At 72.3% G+C, this 22046-nt stretch carries 19 protein-coding genes; 8 read left to right on the top strand and 11 right to left on the bottom strand.

What is annotated here, in order from left to right; all coding sequences use genetic code 11:
- Positions 1-86: 86 nt before the first annotated feature.
- From ACFXGX_RS22805 to ACFXGX_RS22765, 9 genes are all read right to left on the bottom strand, one after another.
- Positions 87-437, bottom strand: a complete 351-nt coding sequence (locus tag ACFXGX_RS22805) for a UBP-type zinc finger domain-containing protein (protein ID WP_384794225.1) — start codon at positions 435-437, stop codon at positions 87-89.
- Positions 434-1888 (bottom strand): ATP-binding protein, encoded by a 1455-nt coding sequence (locus ACFXGX_RS22800; RefSeq protein WP_384794222.1) that lies wholly within the window; start codon positions 1886-1888, stop codon positions 434-436. Before ACFXGX_RS22800 ends, ACFXGX_RS22805 begins: the two co-directional genes overlap by 4 nt.
- Positions 1885-3561: an FAD-dependent oxidoreductase gene (locus tag ACFXGX_RS22795; RefSeq protein WP_384794219.1), complete on the bottom strand. Its 1677-nt coding sequence runs from the start codon at positions 3559-3561 to the stop codon at positions 1885-1887. The genes ACFXGX_RS22800 and ACFXGX_RS22795 overlap by 4 nt, the downstream gene beginning before the upstream one ends.
- Before the next feature lie 116 nt (positions 3562-3677).
- Positions 3678-5000 carry a DUF4032 domain-containing protein gene (locus tag ACFXGX_RS22790; protein WP_384794216.1) on the bottom strand — a complete coding sequence of 441 codons (1323 nt, stop codon included), beginning with the start codon at positions 4998-5000 and terminating at the stop codon, positions 3678-3680.
- A gap of 49 nt (positions 5001-5049) precedes the next feature.
- Positions 5050-5874, bottom strand: coding sequence for an amidohydrolase family protein (locus ACFXGX_RS22785; RefSeq protein ID WP_384794213.1), 825 nt, complete (start codon positions 5872-5874; stop codon positions 5050-5052).
- A gap of 156 nt (positions 5875-6030) precedes the next feature.
- The gene (locus ACFXGX_RS22780) at positions 6031-6876 is read right to left on the bottom strand and encodes an N-formylglutamate amidohydrolase (protein ID WP_384794210.1); all 846 of its coding nucleotides are present in this window, start codon (positions 6874-6876) and stop codon (positions 6031-6033) included.
- A gap of 197 nt (positions 6877-7073) precedes the next feature.
- Entirely contained in the window at positions 7074-7526 is a 453-nt protein-coding gene (locus ACFXGX_RS22775; protein ID WP_384794207.1) for a cyclic nucleotide-binding domain-containing protein, read from the bottom strand.
- 162 nt (positions 7527-7688) lie between these two features.
- Positions 7689-8492: a VOC family protein gene (locus tag ACFXGX_RS22770; protein WP_384794205.1), complete on the bottom strand. Its 804-nt coding sequence runs from the start codon at positions 8490-8492 to the stop codon at positions 7689-7691.
- 196 nt (positions 8493-8688) lie between these two features.
- Positions 8689-8904, bottom strand: coding sequence for a DUF4177 domain-containing protein (locus ACFXGX_RS22765; protein WP_103547584.1), 216 nt, complete (start codon positions 8902-8904; stop codon positions 8689-8691).
- Between the two features lie 228 nt (positions 8905-9132).
- On the opposite strand from ACFXGX_RS22765, the gene ACFXGX_RS22760 reads away from it, so the two are divergent.
- The 4 genes from ACFXGX_RS22760 (at position 9133) to ACFXGX_RS22745 (ending at position 13411) form a co-directional block, all read left to right on the top strand.
- Complete coding sequence (locus ACFXGX_RS22760) at positions 9133-9774, top strand: DUF6629 family protein (protein ID WP_384794201.1); 642 nt, start codon at positions 9133-9135, stop codon at positions 9772-9774.
- A 139-nt stretch (positions 9775-9913) separates the two neighbouring features.
- Positions 9914-10672, top strand: a complete 759-nt coding sequence (locus tag ACFXGX_RS22755; RefSeq protein WP_384794198.1) for a L,D-transpeptidase family protein — start codon at positions 9914-9916, stop codon at positions 10670-10672.
- 202 nt (positions 10673-10874) lie between these two features.
- On the top strand, positions 10875-11573 hold the full coding sequence (locus ACFXGX_RS22750) for a response regulator transcription factor (RefSeq protein WP_384794195.1): 699 nt from the start codon (positions 10875-10877) through the stop codon (positions 11571-11573).
- Complete coding sequence (locus ACFXGX_RS22745; RefSeq protein ID WP_384794192.1) at positions 11570-13411, top strand: sensor histidine kinase; 1842 nt, start codon at positions 11570-11572, stop codon at positions 13409-13411. Before ACFXGX_RS22750 ends, ACFXGX_RS22745 begins: the two co-directional genes overlap by 4 nt.
- 203 nt (positions 13412-13614) lie before the next feature.
- Here ACFXGX_RS22745 and ACFXGX_RS22740 read toward each other — a convergent pair whose 3' ends face one another.
- Positions 13615-15516, bottom strand: a complete 1902-nt coding sequence (locus ACFXGX_RS22740) for an AMP-dependent synthetase/ligase (RefSeq protein ID WP_384794190.1) — start codon at positions 15514-15516, stop codon at positions 13615-13617.
- Between the two features lie 294 nt (positions 15517-15810).
- Between ACFXGX_RS22740 and sthA the strand changes: the two genes are divergently transcribed.
- The 4 genes from sthA to ACFXGX_RS22720 all read left to right on the top strand — a co-directional run bounded on the left by sthA (position 15811) and on the right by ACFXGX_RS22720 (position 20822).
- Positions 15811-17214, top strand: a complete 1404-nt coding sequence (sthA, locus tag ACFXGX_RS22735; RefSeq protein ID WP_384794187.1) for a Si-specific NAD(P)(+) transhydrogenase — start codon at positions 15811-15813, stop codon at positions 17212-17214.
- A gap of 276 nt (positions 17215-17490) precedes the next feature.
- Positions 17491-18432, top strand: coding sequence for an NADP-dependent oxidoreductase (locus ACFXGX_RS22730; RefSeq protein WP_384794184.1), 942 nt, complete (start codon positions 17491-17493; stop codon positions 18430-18432).
- A gap of 147 nt (positions 18433-18579) precedes the next feature.
- Entirely contained in the window at positions 18580-19437 is an 858-nt protein-coding gene (locus tag ACFXGX_RS22725; RefSeq protein ID WP_384794249.1) for an AAA family ATPase, read from the top strand.
- Positions 19434-20822 (top strand): VWA domain-containing protein, encoded by a 1389-nt coding sequence (locus tag ACFXGX_RS22720; RefSeq protein ID WP_384794181.1) that lies wholly within the window; start codon positions 19434-19436, stop codon positions 20820-20822. The genes ACFXGX_RS22725 and ACFXGX_RS22720 overlap by 4 nt, the downstream gene beginning before the upstream one ends.
- A gap of 30 nt (positions 20823-20852) precedes the next feature.
- On the opposite strand, the gene ACFXGX_RS22715 is transcribed toward ACFXGX_RS22720, so the two are convergent.
- Positions 20853-21824, bottom strand: coding sequence for an alpha/beta hydrolase (locus ACFXGX_RS22715; protein ID WP_384794178.1), 972 nt, complete (start codon positions 21822-21824; stop codon positions 20853-20855).
- Between the last annotated feature and the right edge of the window lie 222 nt (positions 21825-22046).

The raw sequence follows: 22046 nt of genomic DNA, 5'->3' as shown, positions 1-22046 counted from the left end.
GCCCCGCGCCGCCGGGGTCGTTCTCCCCCCCCACCTCGGCGTGCGGGGGGGGGGGCGGGGCCGGGGGGGGGCCCCCCCCCGGGACTTCAGCGCAGTAGCTCGGCCCAGTTGCCGGGAACCCGGCCGGCGGGGCCGGGCACGGGCTGGTCGAGCGGGTGGCTCACCGGGGGAGCGAGCTCGGGACCGGCCTCGTAGAGCTCCGAGGTGTCGTAGTCCCAGAACCAGTTCTCGCCCGGCTCGAAGCTCTGGATGACGGGATGCGCGGTGCCGCGCGCGTGCGCGGTGGCGTGTTTGGCCGGGGAGTCGTCGCAGCAGCCGACGTGCCCGCACTGGGCGCAGCGCCGCAGATGGAACCACCATCCGCCGGCGGCGTCGCACTCGGTGCAGCCGGTGCCGCTCGGCGGTACGGACGGGTCGATTCCGTTCGGCGTGGTCATGATGGCTCCTCCGTGGTTTCCGCGGTGGTATCCGCGGCGGTCAGGGGCAGGCGTACCTGGAAGCGGGTGTCGCCGGGCACCGACTGGACCATCAGACTGCCGTGGTGCTTGTTGACGACGATCCGCCAGGAGATGTCCAGGCCGAGCCCGGTCCCCTCGCCCACCGGCTTGGTGGTGAAGAACGGGTCGAAGATCCGGTCGCGGATCTCCTCGGGCACTCCGGGGCCCGTGTCGCGGAACTCGACGAGCACATCGTCGCCGTCGGGAGCGGTGCGCACCGTCAGCGTCCCCTCGCCGGCCATCGCGGAGGCGGCGTTGTCGATGAGGTTGGTCCACACCTGGTTCAGCTCACCCGGATAGGAGGGGATCCGGGGCAGCGCCCGGTCGTACTCCTTGACGACCTTGATGCCGGAGCCCATCTTGCCGGCGAGCATCATCAGGGTGCTGTCGAGCAGATCGTGCACGTCGGCCACCTGGTAGGGCGCGCGGTCCATCTGCGAGTACTGCTTGGCCGCGTCCACGAGATGCGAGATACGGGTGGTGGAGTCCTCGATCTCGTTCATCAGCAGCTCGGTCTCGACCGTGTAGTTGAGCCACCGGACCGCGCCTTCGAGAGTCGGCCCGTCCACGGCCGCCGCGACCTGGTCCAGCCAGTCGGTGTCGAGACCCGCCTGGACGAAGGTCGGGGCGAGCTGCCAGCCGCCCGCGATGTCGTGGTCGTCGAGCCAGTCGGCGAGCGCGTCCTCCCGGTCGGAGGCCTCCAGCGGGGTCAGCGGGGTGGCCTTGGCGACCTGTTCGGCGGTCCGCTCCTGGATCTCGACCAGCGTCTCCAGAGCGTCGCGCGCGTACGGTCCCGAGGCGATCATCCCCAGCTTCTGACGCATGTGGGCCACCCGGTCACGCAGCGCCGAGGTGGCTCGCACGGCCGCCGCGGCCGGGTTGTTGAGCTCGTGCGTGAGCCCGGCCGACAGTGAGCCGAGTGCCAGCAGCCGCTCACGCTGCCCGACGGTGCGCTGGGCGTTCTGGCTGCCGAAGAACATGCCCTCCAGCAGATGGACGGCCATCGGGAACCAGTCCCGCAGGATGGCGGCGAACGTCGCCGCGGGCAGGACGAAGAACCGGGACGGCTCGGTGACCCGCATGGAACCCTTGTACTGAGCGTCGCCCGGGTCGCTGAGATACGCCTGCATCGCTCCCGCGTACACCCCGCGCTTCGACGTGCGGCTGATCTCCACGTCGTCCGCGCCGACCCGGCGCGACATCACGACCGTGCCCTCCAGGAGCACGTAGAAGCAGGTGGCCGGATCACCCTCGGTGTACACCGGCCCGGGGTCGAACTGCTCCGTCCTGCCCTCCCGGCACAGCCGGTCCAACTGGTCGCCGTCGAGCTTCTCGAACAGGAACAGCGTGCCCAGTTCCGCCGCGTCGCACGGCACCGACCGCCCGCTCACGACTGCTCCAGATAACGGTGGACGAGCATGACGGCCATGGCTCCCTCTCCGACCGCGGACGCGACCCGCTTCGCCGACTCGGCGCGCGCGTCCCCGGCCACGAACACTCCGGGCACATTGGTTTCCAGGTGGTACGGGGGCCGGTCCAGCTCCCAGCCGCGCGGGGGCTGCCCATCGGGTGTCATGTCCGGGCCCGCCACGATGAAGCCGCGGGCGTCCCGCAGGACCGTGCCCTCCAGCCAGTCGGTGAGCGGGGCCGCGCCGATGAACACGAACATCCACTGCGCGTCGACGAGTTCGGTGTGACCGCTCTCCACATCGCGCAGGGTGAGCTGTTCGAGATGGCCGTCGCCGTGCGCGGAGTCCACGACCGTACCGGTGCGCACCGAGATGTTCGGCGCGTCCGAGATCTGCTCGATCAGGTAGTGCGACATCGAGGCGGTCAGCGAGGAGCCGCGCACCAGGATGGTCACGGACTTCGCGCCCCGGGCCAGATACATCGCCGCCTGGCCCGCAGAGTTCGCGCCGCCCACGATGTACACGTCGTGGCCCTGGCAGGCGGCGGCCTCGGTCAGAGCCGAGCCGTAGAAGACGCCGCAGCCCGTCAGCTCGGCGATGCCCGGAGCGTGGAGCTGGCGGTACGAGACACCGGTCGCGAGGATCACCGCGTGCGCGGAGATCGCGGAGCCGTCGGAGAAGCGGATCGTGCGCGAGGCCCCGGTGACCTCCAGTCCGGTCACCTCACGCGCGGTGAGGATCTCGGCGCCGAACTTGGCCGCCTGCCGCCGCGCCCGGTCGGTGAGCTGTCCCCCGGAGACTCCGTCGGGGAAGCCGAGGTAGTTCTCGATCCGTGAACTCTGGCCCGCCTGTCCGCCGGTCGCGGACCGCTCCACGAGCACGGTGCGCAGCCCCTCGGACGCGCCGTACACGGCCGCCCCGAGCCCGGCCGGACCGCCGCCGATGACGACGAGGTCGTAGAACTCCGAGGTCGGTGTCGTGGCGAGCCCGACGTGCGCCGCGATCTCGGGGTCCTCGGGTTCGACGAGCGGCGTGCCGTCCGGGGTGACCACCAGCGGCAGCCGGTCACCGTTCTGTCCGGCGGCGCTCAGCAGGCGCTGTCCCTCCGGAGTGTCGGAGGAGTACCAGCGATAGGGCACCTGGTTGCGGGCCAGGAACTCCCGCACGCCCGAGGAGCGGGCCGACCACCGGTGCCCGACCACCTTGCAGGCGCCCACGGGCCGGTAGTCGCTGGCCCGCCACGCGTCCAGGAGGTCGTCGACGACCGGGTAGAGCTTCTCCTCCGGCGGATCCCAGGGCTTGAGCAGGTAGTGGTCGAGGTCGATCACGTTGATCGCGTCGATGGCCGCGTTGGTGTCCGCGTACGCGGTCAGCAGCACCCGGCGGGCGCCCGGGTACACGTCGAGGGCCTGTTCCAGGAACTCGATGCCGTTCATCTGCGGCATGCGGTAGTCGGCGAGGATGACCGCCACCTGGTCACCGCGCAGCTTCAGCTCGCGCAGGGCCTCCAGCGCGGAGTCGCCGGACTCGGCGCGCACGATCCGGTGGCCCTCGCCGTAACGGCGCCGGAGGTCACGGGCGACGGCTCGCGAGACTCCGGGGTCGTCGTCGACGGTCAGAATGACGGTCCGCGCCGGACTGGCGGCCTGGGTCATACCTCTCCCACCCCGAGCAGGTCAGTTGCGTTCCGGCCGAGTGGACGCCCGGGGGGCCGCGGGGCCGGTACAGAGCCAATCGTATGTACGATCGGTCACCTTTGCTCGGGAACCGGCTACGCGCCCGCCGGCTCCGCCGCGTCCATGGGGGCCGGCAGGGGGTCGCGGGCCTTCGGGAGGATGCTCTTGACGTAGTCCTGCACGGCCGCGTCCAGGCCGATGTCGTGCTGGGCGCGCTCGGACAGGAACCAGCGGTGTTCGAGCAGCTCGTGGTACAGCTCGGCCGGGTCCATGGAGCCGCGCAGGTCCGGGGGCACCGCCCGTACCGTCGGCCGGAACACGTCCCGCACCCAGCGGTGGGCGAGCACCTCGGGCCGCGCCGCACGCGGGCGCCCCGCACCCGGACCGGGCCGGGTGCCCGCGGCCGAGGCGTCCGGGGCCGAGGATCCGGGCGCGGAAGGGCCCGGCGCGTAGTCGTCCTGGGTGGCCATCCAGCTCTCCAGGTCGTTCAGGAGCCTGCGGGCCTGGTTCTCCTCCGTGTCGAGTCCGGTCAGCCGCAGCAATTGGCGCTGGTGGTGGCCCGCGTCGACGACCTTGGGCACGAACGTGACGGTGTCGCCGTTGGACGAGCTCGCGATGTGCATCTCGGCGACGTCGAAACCGAGGTCGTTGAGCCGGCGTATGCGGCGGTCGATGTAGTGGTACTTGCCCGCCGGGTAGACGGAGGTGCGGGTCAGCTCCTCCCACAGGCTCCGGTGGCGGGCGCAGATCTCCCGGCCGAACGCGATCGGGTCCACCGAGGGATGCAGGGCGCCCGCGGCCTCCAGGTCGAGGAGTTCGCCGCTGATGTTCACCCGGGCGAGATCGAGGTCGTACTCGCGCTGGCCGGTGCTGAGCCGCGGGTGCAGTTCACCGGTCTCGGCGTCCACCAGATACGCGGCGTAGGCTCCCGCGTCGCGCCGGAACAGCGTGTTGGACAGTGAGCAGTCGCCCCAGGCGAAGCCGGCCAGGTGCAGCCGCACCAGCAGGACGGCCAGCGCGTCCATCAGCCGGTGCATGGTGGCGGGCCGCATGGTCGTCTCGAACATCGACCGGTACGGCAGTGAGCCGCCCAGGTGCCGGGTGATCAGCACCGACTCCAGGGGCTCGCCGGCCGCGTCCGTGCGGCCGGTGACCACGGCGAGCGGGTCGACCGCCGGTATCCCGAGCCGGTCCAGGCCCAGCAGCAGTTCGTACTCGCGCACCGCGGGCCGTTCGGCGAGTTCCTTGACGGCCACCACCTCGTCCCCGGCGCGCGCGTAGCGCACGACGTGCCGGGAGATGCCGCGCGGCAGCGGCACCAGATGGTGCTCGGGCCACTCCTCCAGGGGCAGGTGCCACGGCAGTTCGAGCAGGAGCGCGGGATGCTCCGGGTTGGTCGCGCTGAACTGCAGAGCCATGGCCGGGCTGCCCTCACCTCGGGGTCGAACGCTGGTCGGGGCCCAGCATCTACGAATGATCGCCCAGACGGAAGACGCGCCGGGCGTTGCCCGACAGGAACAGCGCGGTGGTCTCCTCGTCCAGGCCCAGCTCGTCGAGGTGCTCCAGGGCCCGACTCGGCTCGATCATGGGGTAGTTGGAGCCGAACAGGACCTTCCGCCGACCCCGGCCGCGCAGATACGCGACCAGCTCCGGGGGATAGCGGCGGCTGGTGTAGGCGCTGGTGTCGATGTACACGTTGGCGTGCTTGTCGGCGACCGCGATCATCTCCGTGGTCCACGGATAGCCGATGTGCCCGCAGACGATGGTCAGTTCGGGGAAGTCGAGCGCGACCTGGTCGATGTACGGGATGGGGCGGCCGGTCTCGGAGGGGCGCAGCGGTCCGGTGTGCCCGACCTGGGTGCAGAACGGGACGCCGAGTTCGGCGCAGGCGGTGTACAGCGGGTAGTAGAGCCGGTCGGTGGGCGGCAGTTGCCACAGCCACGGGATGATCCGCAGGGCCACGAAGCCCAGCTCCTCGACGGCCCGCCGGAGTTCGCGCACCGCGGCGACGGGACGGGTGAGGTCGGCGCCCGCCACCCCGCGCAGCCGTCCCTCCGACCGGGCCACGAATCCGGCGACCTCGTCGTTGGTGATCAGGGCGCCCTGAGGTCCGTACCAGGCCGAGGCCAGGCCGGTGTCCACCCCGGCCTTCGCCAGCGCGGCCAGGGTGACCTCGACCGGCAGCTCCTCCTCCAGCGTCCTCATCCCGGTCCAGCGGCGCAGGGACTCGAACATCTCGTGGTTGGAGTGGCGGAGAGTGGGGTGCTGCATCCACGCGTCGACGACCGGCATGGTCCTGTGCCCTCCCTGAGGCGGTGTCTGAGCGCTTGCTCACCCCGACCCTAGGGTGCCCCGGGCTCCCTGGCCAGCCGCCCGCCCGGCGCCCCCTGTCCACCGGGCCGGCCCCGCGCTCCCTGGTCACCCCGCCGGGGTGCGAGGCCCGCCGCTCTACCCGCCCAAGGTGTCGGCGCTCCGGGTCCACTCGTCCACCGCGTCCACGAGCGCGGTCAGGGCTGCGGCCAGGCGCGTGAACCCGGGACCCACCGGGCCTCCCGGCTCCTTCATGTACGTGTCCCGCCGGATCTCCACCATCAGCGCCGTGACCCCCGGCTCCCGTTCGTAGTACCGCAAGGGGACGTACGCGCCCGAGAACGGGCTGTCGATCCCCACTCCGCCGAGCCCCGCGAACGCCTTCTCCGCGAGCGCGACCAGCTCCGGCGGCGTGTGGAAGGAGTCGGTCCCCAGGCAGACCGGCGGCCGCGGCCCGTCCCCGTGCAGTTCGTAGGGCAGCCGGGCCGTCGGATACGAGTGGACGTCGATGATCACGGCCCGCCCGGTGGCGGCCAGCCGGTCGCTCACCGCTGCCGTCATCGCCCGCGCGTAGGAGTGGAAGTAGCGCTCGATCAACGGCCGGGGATCGGTGTCCGCGGGGCGCAGCGGCGCCCGGTGCGTCGTCCGTGTATAGACGGCGCCCATCCCGACCGCGAGCATCTCCTCGCGCTCGTCCGGGAAACGCTCGGGATCGACGACCAGCCGGGACAGCCGGTTGACGAACCGCCACGGTGTCAGCCCGGCCGCCTCGGCCGCGTCCGAGGCCAGTTCGGCGGTGTGCGCGTCGGTGATGTGGTCCAACTCGCTCTCCAGCGCCGGATCGTCGAGGAGGATGCCCGCACGGACCGGCGCGGGAATCTCCCTGGAGGAGTGCGGCACGTGCAGGATCACGGGCGAGTGGACCGCTCCCGGCAGGAGCGCGAAGGAGTCCGGTCCGTCCGGGGAAGCGAGGATGTCGTTCATAAGAGATCACTGTCGCAGCCGGGTCCGACAATGGGCAGGACCCCATGACCGCGCCACGTGCGCGCGATCACGCCGGACGCACTCAGGGACGCCGCGTACCCGCACCACGCCGTGTACCTGCCCCCGCGCCGCGTACCCGCCGTCATGCCGCGCACCCGCCACCACGCCGCGTGCACTCGGCCACGCCGCCCCCGCACTCAGCCGCTGCCCCCGCGGCGCGCGTAGTGCTCGATGAGCGCCGTCCGGGTCGTTTCGAGACGGTGGGCCAGGATCGCGCCGATCGTCCGCGTCAGCGACAGCTCCAGCGTCGGATCCTGGTCGCAGAGCGTCCGCACCTCGGCGGCGTCGAACTCGTAGGCCCGCACCGGGCTGAAGGCCTCGGCACCGAAATCCCAGGTGTGCGGACGGAACAGCCACGACCAGCCGAGCAGGTCGCCGGGCCCGAGCTGGGCGACGGTGATCCGCCGGTCGGCGATGACCCGCTGGTACAGCGAGACCGTTCCCGAGCGGACCACCCAGAAGCGGTCGGCGGTGCCTCCCTCCTCGAAGATCGGCCCGTCCGCGGGGAAGGACACCTCGCGGGCCACGCTCATCAGCCGATCACGGTGTTCGGGGGAGAGCGCGTGCAGGAGCCGGAGAGCAGTGGGCATCGCGGACCTCCATCGGGTCGCCGCCTGGACCGCGAGGCCGGCGGCGCCTGTCGTACCGGTGGTATCCCGTCATCCTCTATTGGAGCCCGAACGGCGTAATCCGGCGCGCCGGATGCGGGGCGGGTTCGCCGTGGGGCGGTCGTGAGCGTGTGGTCCGGCGCGTCATCCGGCGGTCCGGGACGTCACCGAGAAGCGGGCCCCGTCGGGGTCGATGATGAGGGCCTCCACCGAGCCGATGCCCTGCTGGTGCGCGGCGCCGCCGTGGGCGCGCGCCGCGCGGACGCAGGCCTCCACGTCGTCGACCGCGAAGTGGATCTGCCAGTGCGGCCGCAGGCTCGGGTCGGGGGCCGCGCCCAGGGCGCCGGAGTGGATCCGGGCCACCACGTCGCCGAAGCTGCGCAGGACGACCTCGTTCTCCTCGTAGTCGACCTCGCAGCAGCCCGGGACGGAGGAGGCCCAGCCGAGCACCTCGCCGTAGAAGATGGCGGCGTCGAAGGCGTCGCGGGTGTGCAGACGGATGAACGAGGGGGCCGCGTTGCGCCAGCGTTCCCAGCCGGACACCAGGTCGCCCTCCCAGATCCCGAAGACCGCGCCGTCCCGGTCGGCCAGCAGCGCGGCCCGGCCGGGCGGCAGCGAGATCGGGCCCACCGCGGTCGTGCCGCCGCGCTCCTGGCTGCGCGCGACGGTCTCGTCGGCGGAGGCGACGGCGAAGAGCGCGGTCCAGGCGACCGCCGTCTTCGCCACGAAATCGACCTCCGCGACCCCCGCGACCGGAACCCCGCTGACACTGGCGACGCGGTACTGCTCACCCATCCGGGTGCCCGAGGCCCACCTCCAGCCCAGCACCGCGGTGTAGAAGCTCTGGGCGGCGCTCAGGTCGCGGGTGGTGAGACTGACCCAGCACGGCGCGCCGAAGACCGCCTTGCTGGTGACGACACCGGTGTCGAGAGTTTCGTCGCTCTTCATCGCCGCCCGTCCTGACGCGATCGGCCGACAGCGGTCTCGCGGGGTGCGGGGCCCTCGTGGGGCTCCCGGGCGTGAGTTCAGCCGTGAGAGGCCCTCCGTACCGGAAGGCCCCCGACGGCGTCAGCAGCACCTGCGGATCCGCTGTCCCATCACCCACAGCATCTCCCGCTTCGGCGCCGCGCGCACCACGCGACCGTCAGACGCGCGGGCGTTCCAGGGTGAGGAGCAGGCCCTCCACGGCGCCGGGGCCTATGCGGCCCTTGACGTCCGCGGCCGTGATCGCCTTGAGCGCCCACCCGTCCTCGGCATGCTTGTTCAGGACCTTTTCCAGCTTGTCGCTGTCCAGAGCGTCGCCGATCAGCGATTCACGGAACGTGACGACCTTGTATTCGAAGGTGTACGGGGTGCTCATGGTTGCGGAGCTCTCCTACGTGTCGGTTGGCATGGCCGGGCCCACCCAATCACTCTTCGCGGCCGTCGCACAGGGGCGTATCGGACCGTAGGGATACCTTTGTTGAAACTTCAGGAAGTGCCGTGCCGTGGAGGGTCCTGACGGCAGGCCGGAGGGAGGAGCGCGGCCGTGGCGTCGTAGCGTGGACGTGGGTCTACGGAAGCCGCGACGGCCGATTCGGGGGGCGCGATGTGCTGGAGTGCGACGGCCGATCTGGCGGCCGGTGCCGGGGTCGCCGCGGTCGGGGCGGCCTGCGTGATCCGGGCGCGGCGCCGGACGGATCTCCCGCTGGCCGCGCTGCCGTTGCTGCTCGGTGCCCACCAGATCGTCGAGGCCCGCGTCTGGGACGCCGGTGGGGGTACGGGGCCCGCCACCGTGGCCTGGGCCGTGATCGCCCTTCCGCTGCTGGCCGTGTGGGTGCCGGCGGGCGTGCTGTGCGCGGTGCCGAGCCGCGACCGGCGCCGGCTGCTGCTCCCGCTCGCGGCCGGAGTCGCGACCGCGGCCGCCCTCGCGCACGCCATGGCCGTCCGTCCCGTCAGGGCCGAGATCCGCGGCCACACCATGGGTTACGTCATCGATCTGCCCCGGCCCGAACTGGTCATCGGGGGCTACCTCCTCGCCACCGTCGGAGCGCTGCTGATCTCCGGCGACCGCGGGCTGGTGCTGCTCGGCTTCCTGACCGGGGCGGGCGCGGTGATCTGCTGGTCCCTGTGGGAGCTGGAGTTCGTCTCCACGTGGTGCGCGTGCGCCGCGGTCGTCTCGGTGACCCTGCTGGGCTGGGTGAACTCGCGGGAGGCCGTCGCCCCGCCGGAACGGGTGCGTCAGACCTGAGGTGACGCGTCACGGCGGATCAGGGTGATCCGATGGCACCTTGGCAGGGCGCCGCGCCGGTGATCCGGCGCATCCCGGGTACGCGGCGAACCGTGGATCACCTGACGAGTTCCTCATATGTGTCGGCCAGGGTCGAGGCATGATCAACTCCGCACACCGAGTTCGCGCGGCGATCGTCGCCGCGTCCTTCCTGCTCGCCGGCTGCGGCGGCGGCACGGCCGAGAAGGCCGGCCCCGGAGCCGGCGGCGCTCCGGCGCGTCACGTCGGGGCGACGCACGCGCCGGCGCCGTCCGACTCGGGCACGGCGCCCCCCGGGCGACTGCCGGGACTGGGCCCGAGGACCCTGGCCGCGATCCCGTCGCGGACCCGTCAGGCCGTCGTGGTGACCGGCAGCGGCAGGAACTCCTCGCGGTCCACCGTGGTGCTGTACGAGCGTACCGAGGCGGGCTGGACGGCAGGCCCGAGCCGGCCCGCGCGCAACGCCCTCAAGGGCTGGACCGACCACCACCGCTCCGGCGACCTGCGTTCCCCGACAGGCGTCTTCACCCTGACGGACGCGGGCGGGCTGCGGCCCGACCCCGGCACCCGGCTCCCGTACGACCGCTCGGGCGCCTTCACCTCGCCCGGCACCGGCTTCGACGGCGAGCCGTTGGCCGGCGCCTTCGACTACGTGGTCGCTGTCGACTACAACCGCAGGCCCGGCACCACGCCCCTGGACTGGACCCGGCCGCTGGGCGCCGGCCGCGGCGGTGGCATATGGCTGCACGTCGACCACGGCGGCCCCACCCACGGATGCGTCGGCCTGCGCGAGAAGGACCTGGTGGAGCTGATGCGCGCACTGGACCCGGCCCGGCACCCCGTCGTGGTCATGGGCGACGCCGCCTCCCTGGCACGCTGACCGCAACCGCAACCGCAACCGCAACCGCAACCGCAACCGCAACCGCAAGGGCAACCGCAAGGTCCGAGGGCTGTCGCGTGGTCCCCTCGGCCCGCCCCCGGACTTGCCCGCAGTGTCCTGGAAGGTTGTCAGGAAGGTGTCAGGGTGTGGGAAGCCCCTCTCACCGGCCGCGGCACGGCCGGCAGCCCCTACGATCGGCCGCGTGTGCGCATATGTGCTGGTCGCGGAGGACGACGAGAAGCAGGCGGAGCTGATACGCCGTTCGCTGCTGAGTGAGGGGCATACGGCGGCCGTGGTCCACGACGGCGCGGCAGCGCTCGACGAGGTCCGCCGGAACCGGCCCGACCTTGTCGTCCTGGACCTGATGCTCCCGGTGGTCGACGGCTTCGGAGTGTGCCGGGTGCTGCGGGAGAACGACGACATCCCCGTCCTGATGCTGACCGCCCGCTCCACCGAGGACGACGTCCTGCTCGGCCTGGAGCTCGGCGCGGACGACTACATGACCAAGCCGTACAGCCCGCGCGAGCTCATGGCCCGTATCCGTGCGGTACTGCGGCGCGGCGGACGGGCCGCGGGCGAACGGCGGCCCGACCCGGTCGTCAGGGCAGCGGGGATCGTGGTGGACCCGCTGCGGCACACGGTGCTGTGCGACGGCTCGCCGGTGGACTGCACCCCCGGCGAGTACGCGATCCTGCTCGCGATGGCCGGCGAGCCCGAACGGGTCTTCTCCCGGCGGCAGTTGCTGCACCACACCCGGGGCATCGACCGGGCCTCGACCGAGCGGGCCATCGACGTGCACATCATGAACCTGCGCAAGAAGACCGAGGCGGACCCGCGCAGACCGACGCGTCTGGTGACCGTCTTCGGCGTCGGGTACAAGCTCAGGGGCGACCGGCCGTGAGCCGCGCCGTGCCGCTGCGCAAGAGCCTGCTGGTGAAGCTGCTGATCACGTCCGTGCTCATCGCCCTGTGCTCCGTGGCCGCGACCGCCTGGCTCGCGGTGCAGACCACCACCCGGGCCATCCAGGAGGAGCAGGGCCAGGTGCTCGCCGAAGACATGGACATCCTGCGGCAGCTCAGCGGATACGCGGCCACCCACTCCGACTGGTCCGGAGTCACCGGGACACTGCGCGCGATCTCGCTGCGGACGGGCCGGCGCATCGCCCTGACCGCGGGCGACCGCGCCCCCTTCGCGGACTCGGCGACCCGCGGGACCTCGCTGCCGCCCCGGGCCGCCGCCACCGTCGACCCGCTGCGCACCGACACCTACACGGAACGCGGAGCGCAGCTCACCGGGGTCGACCCGCGTGCCGTGGGCCCGTACCGGCTGACCACGAACGAGCGTCTGAGGGTGGCCAAGCTCGCCACCGTGCGCCAACTCTGCTTCTCCCGCAACGGCGTTCGCACCCGCACGGAGCGGATGCCCAGCGGCCGGACCGTGTTGAAGGGCGTGGACGGGACGATCGACCCCGGCTACGTGCCGAACGAATGCGCCGACGGCCTGCTCAACACCCCCACCCCGACCGAAGAGAAGGCCCTGGACGCGCTGTCGGCACTCACCCGCACCTGTCTGGACCGGCACCAGGTGCACCTCGACCACTCCGTGGCGCTGCCGCTGGAGGCCGTGAGCGGCGCCACCGCCGTCCCCTATCTGACGGGGAAGAGACCCGTCGACCAGGACGGACCTCTCGCCCGTACGGCGAACGCCTGCGTCGCCGAGGCCCGGCGCGGTCAACTCCAGCCCTACGTCGCTCCGGTCGCCGAACTCTTCCTCGGCACGGGGGACACGCCCGTTCCCCGCTTCGACATGTCGGCCGCCAACAAGGCCAAGGTGTTCGGTGTCGCCGGACTCGTCCTCGCCCTCACGGTGGCCGTGACCGCGCTGGTCGCCACCCGGCTCGTACGCCCCCTGCGCGCGCTGACCCAGGCCGCGCGGCAACCGCCGGAGCGGCACGTACGCGTGCCCGTCACCACCCGGGACGAGACCGGCGTCCTGGCGCTCGCCTTCAACGAACTGACCGAGCGCCGCGAGCGGATGGAGGCCCAGCGCAAGGCGATGGTCAGCGACATCGCGCACGAACTGCGCACTCCGCTCACCAACATCCGGGGCTGGCTGGAGGTGGCCCGCGACGGCATCGTGGACCCCGACAGGGAACTGCTCGCCTCCCTGCACGAGGAGGCCGTGGTCCTGCAGCGTGTCATCGACGATCTCCAGGACCTCGCGGCCGCCGACGCGGGCGCGCTGCGGCTGCACCGCGAGGAGGTGCGCGCCGGCGAACTCCTCGAACAGGTCGCCGCGGCACACCGCGTGGGAGCGGAGGCCGCCGGCATCCGGCTGGTGGCCGAGGTGGCCGGCACGCCCTGGCTGGACGCGGACCCCGTACGGATGCGTCAGGCGCTTGGCAATCTGGTGTCCAACGCGACCCGGCACACCCCGCCCGGCGGCACGGTCACCCTCTCCGCACACCGCGAGGAGGACGAGGTCGTGTTCGCGGTCGCCGACACCGGCGGCGGCATCGCTCCCGGGGATCTGGACAGCGTCTTCGACCGGTTCTGGCGGGCGGAGAAGTCCCGCAGCCGGCGCACCGGCGGCAGTGGCCTGGGCCTCGCCATCGTGCGTCAGCTGGTCGCCGCCCACGCCGGAACCGTCTCCGTCACCAGCGAGGTCGGCACCGGCTCGGTGTTCACCCTGCGGTTGCCCCGCACCCGGCCCCCTGCCCCGGTCGGCGGCCCCGGCTGAGGAAGCAGGAGGCGCTTCGGCCGGTCCCCGGGAACCCGGTCCAGGGGAGCCCGGTCCCGGAGAGCCCGGTCTCCGGCAGCCCGGTCACCAGGAGTCCGGTGAATCGGAGCCGGTGCACCGGGAGTTCGGTTCCGGAGACCCGGTCACCAGGAGTTCGGTGAATCGGAGCCGGTGCACCGGGAGTTCGGTTCCGGGGAGCCCGGTCACCGGAACACGTTGTCGGAGTCGTCCAGGATCGACGGATCACCGATCATCGCCTCCCGCGGCACCCGCGTCGAGGTCTGGTACATCGCCTCGATCTCGGCCGCGTACCGCTGGGCGATCGCGTCCCGGCGCAGCTTCAGCGACGGTGTCAGCAGCCCGTTGGACATGTCGAAGGGTTCCGGGAGGACACGGAAGACCCGGATGGACTCGGAGCGGGACACGGTGGAGTTGGCCGCCGCCACCGCGCGTCTGACCTCCTCGCGCAGCTCGTTCTCCTCGCGCGCGTCCCGGGCCGGTGTCTCCCCCTTGGCCCGGGCGGCGCGCCAGTGCGTCACGAACTCCGGGTCCAGGGTGATGAGAGCGCCCACACAGGGCCTGTTGTCGCCCACGACGGCAGCCTGATGGATGAGCGGATGGACCCGCAGCCGTTCCTCCAGCGCCGCGGGGGCCACGCTCTTGCCCCCGCTGGTGATGATGATGTCCTTCTTGCGCCCGGTGATGGTCAGATAGCCCTCGGAGTCGACCCGGCCGATGTCCCCGGTCGCCAGCCAGCCGTCGCGGAACGAGGCCGCGGTCGCCGCCGCGTCGTTGATGTAGCCCTGGAACACGGAGGGCCCCCACACGAGGATCTCCCCGTCGTCGGACACCTGGATCTCCGTGCCCGGCAAGGGACGTCCGACGGTCCCGAACTTCTCCCGTCCGACCGGCTGGGCGGTGATGCCTCCGCTGGTCTCGGTGAGTCCGTATCCGTCGTGGACGAAGATGCCGATCCCCGCGAAGAACAGGGCGAGTTCACGGCTCAGCGGGGAGCCGCCCGAGACGGCGCCGCACACCCGTCCGCCGAGAGCGGCGCGCAGCCGCTTGTACACCGTCTTCTCGTAGAGGGAGTGCTGGAGCCGCAGATCGAAACCGGGGCCCGGTCCCGTGCCGAGCCGCTGTTGCTCCTCGGCCCTGGCGAAGTCCTGCGCCGTGCGCACGGCACGCTCGAACAGCACGCTACGGCCCGCCCGTTGGGACGCCCGCACGAAGTTCTTGTAGATCCTCTCGAACACGGACGGGACCGCGTACAGATAGGTCGGCCGGAACGAGAGCATGGCCTCGGAGAGGGTCTCCTCCCGCAGATCCGGTTCGTGTCCCATCAGGATGCCGCCGCGCAGGCAAATTCCCTGGATCATCAGTCCGTAGGCGTGGGAGAAGGGCAGGAAGGCGAGCACGGCCGGCTGTGTGTCCGGCGGGGCCGCCGTCCGCCTCCAGCCCTCGAGCAGCGTGTCGCAGGGGCTCGCCAGGCTGCGGTGGGACAGGGCACACCCCTTGGGCTGTCCCGTCGTGCCGGAGGTGTACGCGACGACCGCGGTCGAGTCGGCCAGCACGATCCGGCGCAGCGAGTCGACCGCGGTCGCGGGTATCGCCCGGCCGCGCTCCACGAGCTGGGCCACCGCCCCCGCGTCCAACTGCCAGACGTGGCGCAGGAACGGGAGCGCGGCGCACGCCGAACCGACCGTCATGATGCCCTGTTCGTCCTCGACCACCACGCCCACGCAGTGCGCGTCCCGCAGGATCCAGGCGACCTGTTCGTGCGACGACGTCGGGTAGACCGGCACGATCTCGGCGCCCACCGACCACAGGGCATAGCTGAGCACCGTCCACTCGTAACGGGTGCGCGCCATGATGGCCACACGGTCGCCCGGCCGGATGCCGGACCGGACGAACCCCCGGGCCACGTCGACGACTTCGTCCCACAGCTCGGCGGCCGTCACCTGGACCCAGCCGCCCGAGCGGCCTTCCGCGCGGCGGGCGAGCTGTGGCAGATCGGGGGTGTTGAGCGCCGTTGCGCGGAGGCTGTCGGCAAGTCCCCCCTGGGTGGGCGCGGTCGGCGGTGCGGAAAGGTGGGACTGATGCATTCGCCGCTCCGGGATTCTCCTCGACGCGACCTCACCCCCGGAGGCGCCGATGCCAAGGATTACTGAATGTAGCCCACTGGGGAGCGTTCCGTGTCCTGTTCCGGTACGCCGTGGCCCGCCACCGAGTCCTCGTCTCCCGGCCTGTCCCTTCCCTGCGCTGAAACACCGTCAGGCGGCCGTCCGGGCTCGGCCCGGCCGCGCCGGCGCCGCGACCCGGCGCTTCATCCGTCACTCGGGCGACCGATCCACCGTTCGCCCTTCCGGGAAGCGGTCCCGGGCTGACAGACTCCGCTGGTGCGCGACTTCGACATGCTTGTCATCGGATCCGGCCCGGGTGGACAGAAAGCCGCCATCGCAGCGGCGAAGCTCGGCCGTCGGGTCGCCGTCATCGACCGCCCCGACATGGTCGGCGGGGTCTCCATCCACACCGGAACCATCCCCTCCAAGACGCTGCGCGAGGCGGTCCTGTATCTCAGCGGCCTCAGCCAGCGGGATCTGTACGGCCAGAGTTACCGGCTGAAGGAGGACATCACCGTCGCCGATCTGACCGCTCGCACCGAGCACGTGGTCAGCCGCGAGGTGGACGTCATCCGCAGCCAGCTCTCGCGCAACCACGTGTCCCTGTTCGCCGGCGTCGGCCGCTTCGTGGACGACCACACGGTCGCCCTGGTCGAGGCGAACGGCAACGAGAAGCGGTTGAGCGCCGACCACATCGTCATCGCCACGGGCACGCGTCCCGCGCGGCCCGGCACCGTCGAGTTCGACGGGCGGACGATCATGGACTCGGACAACGTCCTGAACCTGGAGCAGGTGCCGCGTTCCATGGTCATCGTCGGCGCCGGAGTGATCGGCATGGAGTACGCCTCCATGTTCGCCGCCCTCGGCTCCAAGATCACGGTGGTCGAGAAGCGGTCCGCGATGCTCGACTTCTGCGACGTCGAGGTGATCGAGTCGCTGAAGTACCACCTGCGGGACCTCGCCGTCACCTTCCGGTTCGGCGAGACCGTCGCCGCCGTGGAGCGGCACTCCCGGGGCACGCTCACGGTTCTGGAGAGCGGCAAGAAGATACCCGCCGACGCGGTCATGTACTCGGCGGGGCGACAGGGCCTCACCGACGAACTCGACCTCGGCAAGGCGGGGTTGTCCGCCGATCCGCGCGGGCGGATCAAGGTCGACGAGCACTACCGCACCGAGGTGCCGCACATATACGCCGTCGGTGACGTCATCGGCTTCCCGGCGCTCGCGGCCACCTCGATGGAACAGGGCCGGTCGGCGGCGTACCACGCCTGCGGTGAGCCGGTGAACCGGATGCACGACCTCCAGCCGATCGGCATCTACACCATCCCGGAGATCAGCTTCATCGGCCGGACCGAGGACCAGCTCACCGAGGACTGCGTGCCGTTCGAGGTGGGCGTATCCCGCTACCGCGAACTGGCCCGGGGGCAGATCATCGGCGACTCGCACGGCATGCTGAAGCTGCTGGTCTCGCCCGAGGACCGGAAACTCCTCGGCGTCCACTGCTTCGGCACCGGAGCGACGGAGCTCATCCACATCGGCCAGTCCGTCATGGGCTGCGGCGGAACGGTCGACTACCTGGTCGACGCCGTCTTCAACTACCCGACGCTCGCCGAGTCCTACAAGGTCGCCGCGCTGGACGCGACCAACAAGATCCGCCAGATAGACCGCCTCAGGGACTGACCGCCGGTACGGGACTCCCGTACGGGATCTCCGTACGAGATCGTCGCGCGGGACTTCGCGAACGTACTGCGCGACACGGTCCGGGCATGGCACCGTGGACCCAGGGTCTGGCCCGTCGCTCCCCCCGTGGTGACGGGCCAGACCTCTGTGCCGCCCGGCAGGAAAGCCACCCGTCCCGGAACTATCGTGAAAGAGCGGCCGGTCCGTGCCGGACCCGAAGAACCGACGGGACCGACTCGACGGCGGCCTTGTGCCGTCCCGACGAGGAGGCGCCGGATGAAGGGCACGATGCGGGCGGTACGCGGTCATCGGCGGGGCGGTCCCGGGGAACTGATCTACGAGGACGCGCCGAAACCGGTCCCCGGTCACGGTGACGTGCTGGTCGAGGTGCGGGCGGCGTCCATCACGCCGGGGGAACTGGACTGGGACGCGACCTGGACCGACGGCTTCGACGGCGGCAGCCCCCGACTGCCGGCCGTGCCGTCCAAAGAGGTCTCCGGCGTCGTCGCCGAGCTCGGCCACGGCGTGACGGACTTCAGGCCCGGCGAGGCGGTCTACGGACTGATTCCCTTCACCAGGGACGGAGCGGCCGCCGAGTACGTGACCGTTCCCGCGGCGGTGCTCGCCGCGAAGCCCGGGTCCCTCGACCACGAACGGACGGCCGCGCTGCCGCTCGCGGGCCTCACCGCATGGCAGGGCCTCGTCGACCACGCCGGCGTCACGGCCGGAGCGCGCGTGCTGGTGCACGGCGGCGCGGGCGGCGTGGGCTCGCTCGCCGTCCAGGTCGCCGCCGCGCTGGGGGCCGAGGTGACGGCCACCGCCTCGGCCGGGAACGCGGACTTCGTGGCGGGCCTGGGCGCCGAGACCGTGATCGACTACGCCGGGCAGCGCTTCGAGGACGAGGTCAAGGACGTGGACGTCGTCTTCGACACCGTCGGAGGGGACACACTGGCCCGGTCCTGGCAGGTGCTGCGCCCGGGCGGAGTCCTGGTCGGCGTCGTCGAGCCGCCCGCGCCGCCGGAGGGGGCCGACGCCCGCGCGGTGTTCTTCGTGGTCGAGCCGGACCGTGCCGGTCTGGAGGAGCTGACGGCACTCGTCGAGGCGGGCCGGCTGATCCCGCAGGTCGACCGGATCCTTCCCCTGGAAAGCGCCCCGGGCGCCTACGCGGCCCTCGCACGCGAGCACCGGCGGGGCAAGATCGTCCTGCGGGTCTCCTAGCCGGGGCCGGTCTCCGGAGCCCTGTCCCGAAGGCGCCGCTCGGGCCGGGCGCCGCTGCCCGTGGGGGTCGTCACACGTGACAGCGAGGGTGAACAAGCGCTTAGATAGTGACTCCGACCTCGTTCGCGCGTGCTGGAGGCCCCGTTGCTGTTCACATCCGTCGACGACGTCTCGGCACGCCTCGCCGACACGGGCTATCTGGCGTCGCCCGCGGTCGCCACCACGGTCTTCCTGGCGGACCGGCTCGGCAAACCTCTCCTGGTGGAGGGCCCCGCGGGCGTCGGCAAGACCGAACTCGCCAAGGCCGTCGCCCAGGTCGCCGGAGCCCGGCTCGTCCGCCTCCAGTGCTACGAAGGCGTGGACGAGTCACGGGCGTTGTACGAGTGGAACCACGCCAAGCAGCTTCTGCGCATCACCGCGGGCCGGGACGAGACGTGGGACGAGACGCGCACGGACATCTTCTCCGAGGAGTTCCTGCTGCCGCGTCCGCTGCTGACCGCCATCCGCGGCGACGATCCGAAGGTCCTGCTGATCGACGAGACCGACAAGGCCGACATCGAGGTCGAGGGCCTGCTGCTCGAAGTGCTCAGTGACTTCCAGGTCACCGTTCCCGAGCTGGGCACGATCACGGCGACCAGCCGCCCCTTCGTGGTGCTCACCTCGAACGCGAGCCGTGAACTGTCCGAGGCCCTGCGCCGCCGCTGCCTCTTCCTCCACATCGGCTTCCCCGACGAGGAGCTGGAGCGCAGGATCGTACGGCTGAAGGTGCCAGGACTCGACGAGGCGCTCACCGAGTCCGTCGTCCGGGTCGTCGGGGCGCTGCGGGAGATGGACCTGCGGAAGGCTCCCTCCGTCGCCGAGACCATCGACTGGGCCCGCACCCTGCTCGCGCTGGGCGCAGCCACCCTGGACGAGAACGTTGTACGCGACAGCCTCGGCGTGATCCTCAAGCACCAGGACGACGTACTGAAGGCCGCGGCCAAGCTAGACCTGGGCGCTGTGTGAACGCCGCCGTGCCGACGGACGGTGCCGTGGCGGCGGACGGCGCCGCGGACCGGCTGACCGGACTCGTCGGCGCACTGCGCTCGCACGGCGTGCGGATCGGCACCGGCGAGACCGTGGACGCCGCGCGGGCGGTGGCGGCACTGGGCTTCGCCGACCGTGACCGGCTGCGCGAGGGCCTGGCCGCCACCCTCCTCCACAACCCGGGACAGCGCCGGGTGTTCGACCCCGTCTTCGACGTGTACTTTCCGCGGGGTGTGGGCGGGCCGGACGGCTCGGCGCCCGCGGACCGGGACGAGCTGCGCGAGCGCCTGGCGGCCGCCCTGGCCGCCGACGACCAGGCGCTCATGGGGCAGTTGGCGATCGAGGCCGTCGACGGGTTCGGCGGCTACGGCGGTACGACGGCGACGGACGGCTGGTCGTCGTACCAGACCCTCGACCGGCTCCGGCCGCAGACGCTGCTGGCCCGTGTGCGGGACACCGTCCGCGCGGGGGGCGGCGCGGCGGGGTTCACCGACCGGCTGCTCGAGGACGAGATCCGCCGGCGTATCGAGGTGTTCCGCCGGCAGGTCGCGTCGGAGGCGCGGCGGCGGATCGCCGAGCGGCGCGACCGTGACGAGATCGCCCGGCGCGCGGTGGCCCCGACCGCCGACCGCGTCGACTTCCTGTTCGCCGGCCGGGACCGGCTCGCCGAACTGCGCAAGGCCGTGCAGCCGCTCGCCCGCAAACTGGCCACCCGCCTCGCCGCGCGCCGCCGCCGCGCGCACCGCGGCACCATCGACCTGCGGCGCACCCTGCGCGGATCGCTGTCCACGGGCGGGGTGCCGATGCGCCCCGTGCTGCGCAGACGCCGCCCCGTGCGGCCCGAACTGGTGCTGCTGTGCGATGTGTCGGGATCGGTGTCGGGCTTCTCGGACTTCACGATGCTGCTCGTGCAGGCGCTGCACGACCAGTTCAGCAAGGTGCGGGTGTTCGCCTTCGTCAACCGGGTCGACGAGGTGACCGGTCTGATCGGGCCGGGCGCCGCCGACCCCGAGGGGCTGAGCGCCCGGATCCGCGCCGAGGCGGCGATCACGGGCTGGCACGGCAGCAGCGACTACGGCGTCGCCCTCGGCGAGTTCGCCGAGCGGTACACCGGCGCGGTCGGCTCCCGGACGACCGTCTTCGTCCTCGGCGACGCTCGGACGAACATGAGCGACCCCAACCTGCCCGCCGTGCGGCAGCTCTCCCGGCAGTCCCGCCGTCTGTACTGGCTGAACCCCGAGGCACGCTCGCAGTGGGGGACGGGCGACTCGGCCGCTCTCGCCTACGCCGACCTCGTGGAGATGCACGAGTGCCGCAACGCCCAGCAGCTCAGCGCGCTGATCGGCCGCCTGCTGCCCGTCTGAACGGTCCACGGGCGCGGCGGGTTCCGGCCGTCAGCGCGCCAGGAGCCTGCGCAGCCAGGCGAGCCGGGCGGCGCGGGCGGCCCGGGCGAGCTCGGCGTGCGGGGCGAAGGCGTCGAAGCCGTGGAAGCCCCCGGGCCACACATGCAGTTCGGCCACGCCGCCCGCCCGCCAGATCCGCGACGCGTAGTCGACGACCTCGTCCCGGAAGGTCTCCGCGGAGCCGACGTCGAGGAGGGCCGGGGGCAGCCCGGAGAGGTCCGAGGCACGAGCCGGGGCGGCGTAGGCGGGCACGTCCGGGCCACCCCGGGCATCGCCCAGCACGGCGGTCCACGCGGTCTCGTTGGCCGTACGGTCCCAGGCGCCGACGCCCGCCATCTGGTGCGCGGACGGACTGTCGTTGCGGTCGTCGAGCATCGGGTACATCAGGACCTGCCCCAGCGGCCGCGGCCCCTCACGGTCCCGGGCCAGCAGGGCGAGCGCCGCGGTGAGGCCCCCGCCCGCGCTGGCGCCCGCGATCACGATCCGCTCCGGATCGCCGCCGAGCTCCCCGGCGTGCCGCGCCGTCCACAGCAGACCGGCGTAGACGTCCTCCACCCCGGCCGGGTACGGGTGCTCGGGTGCCAGCCGGTACTCCACGGACACCACGACCGCGTCCAGCTCCCTCGCCCACTCCAGGACGACCTCCGCCCCGGCCCGGCTGGTGCCGAGGACCATTCCGCCGCCGTGGGAGTGGTAGATCACCGGGCGCGGCCCGTGCTCGGCGGGCGCCAGGGGCCGGATGACGAACAGCGAGATGTCGGGGGCGCCCGGCGGCCCCGGCACCGTCAGGTCCGTGGTCGTGAAGGCGCCGCCGTCGGTGAGGTCGTACGCGGGTACGGCGGCTTGCTGTACGGCGCGCAGGGCGGCGATGTCCGCCAGGGTCGGCCCGGACGGCGCGGAGGGCCCGGCCGCCGCCAGGGCGGCATCCAGTTCGGGGTCGAACGGGGGCGGTACCAACAGCATGACGTCTCCTCGCACCGAGCACGGCGGCTCCCGGATCCCATGATCGGGCGCCGTGCTCCCGGACCGGGAGCCGCCGTACGGCGGAACCTGCCCCCGGTCCGGCCGGCCATGCCCGCCGCGGGGGGGGGGCGCGGGGGCCCCCCCCCGCCCCCGGCGCGGAGGGGGCCGCGGGGCGCCCCCAGACAGCCCCCGGGGGGGGGGGGGGCCGAGAGCGCCCGGGGC

Source organism: Streptomyces sp. NPDC059371, from assembly GCF_042751995.1.
In the GTDB taxonomy this organism is placed as follows: Bacteria; Actinomycetota; Actinomycetes; order Streptomycetales; family Streptomycetaceae; genus Streptomyces.
The sequence above is the reverse complement of the archived record's forward strand: the minus strand, read 5'-3'. Positions and strand labels throughout refer to the sequence as shown.